Source organism: Burkholderia sp. ZZQ-2, from assembly GCF_050768715.1.
Taxonomy (GTDB): domain Bacteria; phylum Pseudomonadota; class Gammaproteobacteria; order Burkholderiales; family Burkholderiaceae; genus Burkholderia; species Burkholderia cepacia.
On record NZ_LDVA01000134.1, the window covers coordinates 1 to 4,881 of the forward strand.

5 protein-coding genes are annotated in these 4,881 nt (G+C 69.8%); all 5 read left to right on the forward strand.

Annotated features, from left to right (window positions below; all coding sequences use genetic code 11):
- A partial coding sequence (locus tag ABY44_RS08280) for an alpha/beta hydrolase fold domain-containing protein (RefSeq protein ID WP_431641093.1) occupies positions 1-451 on the forward strand: 451 nt, incomplete at its 5' end.
- Positions 448-1,572, forward strand: a complete 1,125-nt coding sequence (gene ribBA, locus ABY44_RS08285) for a bifunctional 3,4-dihydroxy-2-butanone-4-phosphate synthase/GTP cyclohydrolase II (RefSeq protein ID WP_060170917.1) — start codon at positions 448-450, stop codon at positions 1,570-1,572. The genes ABY44_RS08280 and ribBA, both read left to right, overlap by 4 nt.
- A 152-nt stretch (positions 1,573-1,724) precedes the next feature.
- Positions 1,725-2,153 (forward strand): helix-turn-helix domain-containing protein, encoded by a 429-nt coding sequence (locus ABY44_RS08290; protein WP_060170919.1) that lies wholly within the window; start codon positions 1,725-1,727, stop codon positions 2,151-2,153.
- 2 nt (positions 2,154-2,155) lie between these two features.
- Positions 2,156-3,496, forward strand: coding sequence for a type II toxin-antitoxin system HipA family toxin (locus tag ABY44_RS08295; protein WP_060170921.1), 1,341 nt, complete (start codon positions 2,156-2,158; stop codon positions 3,494-3,496).
- Between the two features lie 177 nt (positions 3,497-3,673).
- The coding region (locus ABY44_RS08300; protein WP_431641095.1) for an NADH:flavin oxidoreductase at positions 3,674-4,881 on the forward strand (1,208 nt) is incomplete at its 3' end.

Here is a 4,881-nt window from a genome sequence, read left to right on the forward strand (position 1 = left end):
CGCCGCGCTGCAGTTGCGCGGCTCGGGCATCGCGATCGCGCACCAGTTGCTGCTGTATCCGGTCGTCGATTGCGCGACCGAGCATCCGTCGTACGAATCGCTCGGCAACGGCTATTTCCTGACGGCGGACATGATGCGCTGGTTCAAGCGCCACTATTTCGACGACGGCGCCGATCGCGCGTCGCCGCTTGCAAGCCCGCTCGCCGCGCCGGACGTCGCGGGCGCGGCGCCGGCGACGATCGTCAGCGCCGAATTCGATCCGCTGCGCGACGAGGCCGAAGCGTATGCGCTGCGTCTCGCACAGGCCGGCACGCCGGTGACCGTCGTGCGCTGGCCGGGCCAGCTTCACGGTTTCGCCAGCATGCTTGGCGCGATCGATGCGGCCGACCGCGTGCTGACCTTCGGCGCCGGCGCGCTGCGCCGCGCGTTCGACGCGGTGGAGGCGCCATGAGCCTCGCCGGCACGCGGGAGATCGTCGACGAGCTGCGTGCGGGGCGGATGGTCCTGCTCGTCGATGAAGAGGATCGCGAGAACGAAGGCGATCTCGTGATCGCGGCCGATCACGTGACGCCGGAAGCGATCAATTTCATGGCGCGCTTCGGGCGCGGGCTGATCTGCCTGACGCTGACCGCCGAGCGCTGCGAGCAGTTGCGCCTGCCGCCGATGGCCGATCACAACGGTACGCCGTTCGGCACCGCGTTCACCGTCAGCATCGAGGCGGCCGAAGGCGTGACGACCGGCATTTCGGCGGCCGATCGCGCGCATACGATTCGCGCGGCGGTGCGGGCGGGCGCCCGCCCCGACGATCTCGTCCAGCCGGGCCACGTGTTCCCGATCGCCGCGCGCCCGGGCGGCGTGCTCGTGCGCGCGGGGCACACCGAGGCCGGCTGCGATCTCGCGGCGCTCGCGGGGCTCACGCCCGCATCGGTGATCTGCGAGGTGATGAACGACGACGGCACGATGGCGCGGCTGCCCGAGCTGAAGGCGTTCGCCGCGCATCACGGGCTGAAGATCGGCACCATTGCCGACCTGATCCATTACCGGCGCGAACACGAATCGCTCGTCGAACGCGTCGGCGAGCGGCCGCTGCATACGCCTTGGGGGCGATTCCGTGCAATCGAGTATCGCGACACCGTACACGGCGCGCCGCATCTCGCGCTCGTGCGCGGCGAGCCCGATCCGTCGACGCCGGTGCTGACGCGCGTGCACGAATGCCATTCGCTGCTCGACCTGCTCGATGCGGAGCCGTCCGCGCATTCGTGGCCGCTGCATGCCGCGCTGCAACGGATCGACGCGGCCGGCTGCGGGGTCGCGGTGCTGCTCGACTGCGACATGCGCCGCGACGCGATGCGGATGCCGGCCGGCCATGCGCGCCGCGACGGACGCGTGACGGGAATCGGCTCGCAGATCCTGCGCGAGCTCGGCGTGCGGCGGCTGAACGTGCTGTCGAGCCCGTTCCGGTTGCCCGCGCTGTCGGGACACGACCTGGAGATCATGGCGTTCATTCCGCTCGGCGACGACGATCCGGAAAGCGCGCCAAGCGCGCATGCGAACCCGCTGCGGGCGGCGTGACGCGTTGCCGCGGAATGGTCGGCGGGTTGCCCGCTTGACAGGCTATCGTTTGTTTTTGTTGAGTACAGTCTTTGGTTTGTATTTTGACAATACATGCTGTAGATTGTATTTTCCGATTACAAACGATCGCCTGTCATTCCGCGGAGCGCCCGATGGCCTTTCCTGTCCAGACCCTGACCCAGCTGCGTCCGATACTCGTCGGCTTCCGGAAATCCGCGGGGCTCACGCAGGCGCAATTGGCCGCCCGCCTGGGCGTCACGCAGCAATCCTACGCGCAGCTCGAAGCCAACCCGTCGGCGGTCAGCATCGAGCGGCTCTTCAAGGTGCTGAACACGCTCGGCGTGCGCATGACGCTCGCGCCGGGCACGCAGGACGCTTCGGCGGCATCGGCCGATCCTGCGCCCGATGCCGATGCCGCGCCGGCGGTCCGCCAACCCGCCGCGAGCAAACGCAAGCCGGATGCGGCGCGCGGCACCACGGCCGCCAAAAATCCAGCCCGGCCTGCGGCCGGCGCCGCGCGCAAGCAGCCCGCGACGGCAACACCCGGCAAGCCACGGGTTTCGAAGCGGGAAGACTGGTGACGATGGCCACGCGTGCCCGTCACGACCGGCTCGACCTGTGGATGAACGGCATTCCGGTGGGCTACTGGGAAGTCCGGCGCGGCGTCGAGCGTCTCGTCTACCTGCCGGCCTGGCTCGACGATCCACAGGGGCGGCCGCTGTCGCTGTCGCTGCCCTTCACGCCCGGCAACCAGCCGCACCAGGGCGCGATCGTCGCCGATTATTTCGACAACCTGCTGCCGGACAGCGAGCCGATCCGCCGCCGCATCGCGCAGCGTTACCGGCTCCGGTCGACGGCGCCGTTCGAATTGCTCGCGTCGATCGGCCGCGATTGCGTCGGCGCGATCCAGATGCTGCCGCCTGGCGAAACGCCCATCGATCTCGAGACGATCGACGGCGTGACGCTCGACGATACGGCCGTCGCCGAGGTGCTGCGACACGCGACCGCCGCGCCGCTGCCCGGCCGTGCGGAGCCGGAAGGCGACCTGCGCCTGTCGATTGCCGGCGCGCAGGAAAAGACGGCATTGCTGCGCCAGGGAAACCGCTGGCTGCGGCCATCGGGCAGCACGCCGACGACGCACATCTTCAAGCTGCCGCTCGGGCGTGTCGGGAACATGCAGGCCGACATGCGGACGTCCGTCGAAAACGAATGGCTGTGCGCGAAGCTCGTCGCCGCGTACGGCTTGCCGGTCGCGGCGTGCGACATCGGCCGGTTCGACGACCAGAAGGCGTTGATCGTCGAGCGCTTCGACCGGCGTGCTTCGCGCGACCGCACGTGGATCCTGCGGTTGCCGCAGGAGGACATGTGCCAGGCGACCGGCACGCCGTCGGGCGCGAAATACGAATCCGACGGCGGCCCGGGCATCGACACGATCATGGGCATCCTCGCCAATTCGGCCGACGCCGCGCCCGACCGGATGAATTTCTTCGTCGCGCAACTCGTGTTCTGGGTGCTGGCGGCGATCGACGGGCATGCGAAGAACTTCAGCATCGCGCACCTGCCCGGCAACACGTACCGCAGCACGCCGCTCTACGACGTGCTGTCCGCGCATCCGATCATCGGCACGCGCCGCAACCAGCTTCCGCCGCGCCGCGCGCGGCTCGCGATGGCCGTGTGCGGGAAGAACCGGCACTACGTGATCGGCGAGATCCAGCCGCGCCACTGGGTCGCGCAGGGCCGGCGCGTCGGCCTGACCGAAGACGACGTGCACGCCGCGATGGCGGCCGTCGTCGCTCGCACGGAACCCGCGATCGAGGAAGCCGCGGCGCAGATCCCGGCGGAATTTCCGGTGGACGTGGCGGATGCGATCTTCGACGGGATGCGGCGGCAGGTCCGCAAGCTCCGGGCGGGCGATCTCGCGTGACGGATCGACGGCGGTCGGTCGGGTTCGGGGCGGGCTTTGGCGTCCGGTGGCGCGCTTCGATGTACTGAATCGGGGCGCGCCCGGAACGGGTTGTGCCGGGCTCGTCCACCCGGACGATGCGCGCCTGCGCCACCGCCGCACAATGGTCGCCGTGCCCAATCCCGCCCCCGCCCCCTCATGGAATCCGCCGACCTCACGACCGCGTTCAGCCCGCTGCAGATCGGCCCGCTGACGCTGCGCAACCGCCTGATCAAGTCAGCCACCAACGAGGGCATGACGCCGAACGGCGTGCCGTCGCGCGCGCTCGTCCGTTTTCACGAACGCATTGCCGAAGGCGGCGCCGCGCTGACGACCGTCGCGTACTGCGCGATCAGCGACGACGGACGCACGTTCGTCGACCAGGCACGGCTCGACGTGCCGACGGTCCGCCAGTTCCGCGCGCTGACCGACGCCGTCCATCGCCACGGCGCCGCCGCCTCCGCGCAGATCACGCACGGCGGCTGCTTCACGTTCCTGCCGTCGCTGTCGACCCGACGGCCGTTGAGCGCATCGGGCGGTTTCAACAAGGTTGGCGTGATGAGCGGCCGCTTTTTGAAGCAGGCGATGACGCGCGACCAGATGTCCGCGGTCGCCGACGAATTCGCGCAGGCCGCACGCCATGCGCGCGACGCCGGCTTCGATGCGGTCGAGATCCACATGGGGCACGGCTATCTGCTCAGCCAGTTCCTGTCGCCGCTGTACAACCGCCGCCGCGATGCGTACGGCGGCGACGCGGCACGGCGCGCTGCTTTCCCGGCCGAGGTGCTGCGCCGCGTGCTCGACGCGGTGGGCCGCGATCTCGCCGTCGTCTGCAAGATCGGCGTGACCGAAGGCGTGCGCGGCGGCGGAACCGCCGACGACGCATGCGGGATCGCGCGGCGGCTCGAAGCCGAAGGCGCGCACCTGCTCGTGCTCAGCGGCGGGATGAACGTCGAATCAGTGTGGCAGCTGTTCGGCAGCCCGTTGCCCGGCGACGCGCGCGCGAACGCCGACAACGCGATCGTGCGCGCGGCGATGGCGCTGCAGAAACTCACCGAGCCGAAGATGGGCGCGTTTCGCGAGATGTATTTCCTCGAGCACTCGAGGAAGGTGCGCGCGTCCGTCCGGATGCCGCTCGCTTACCTCGGCGGCGTGCGTTCGCGCGGGAACGTCGAACTGGCGATGCGCGAAGGGTTCGATGCGGTCGCGCTCGCCCGCGCGCTCGTGTTCGAGCCGGATTTCGTCAACGGACTGCGCGACGGCCGGCTCGCGCAGTCGGGCTGCACGTCGTGCAACCGTTGTGTCGTGTCGATGTACACGCCGGGCGGCACCGCGTGCGTCCTGCGCGAGCCGAACGACCCCGCGCC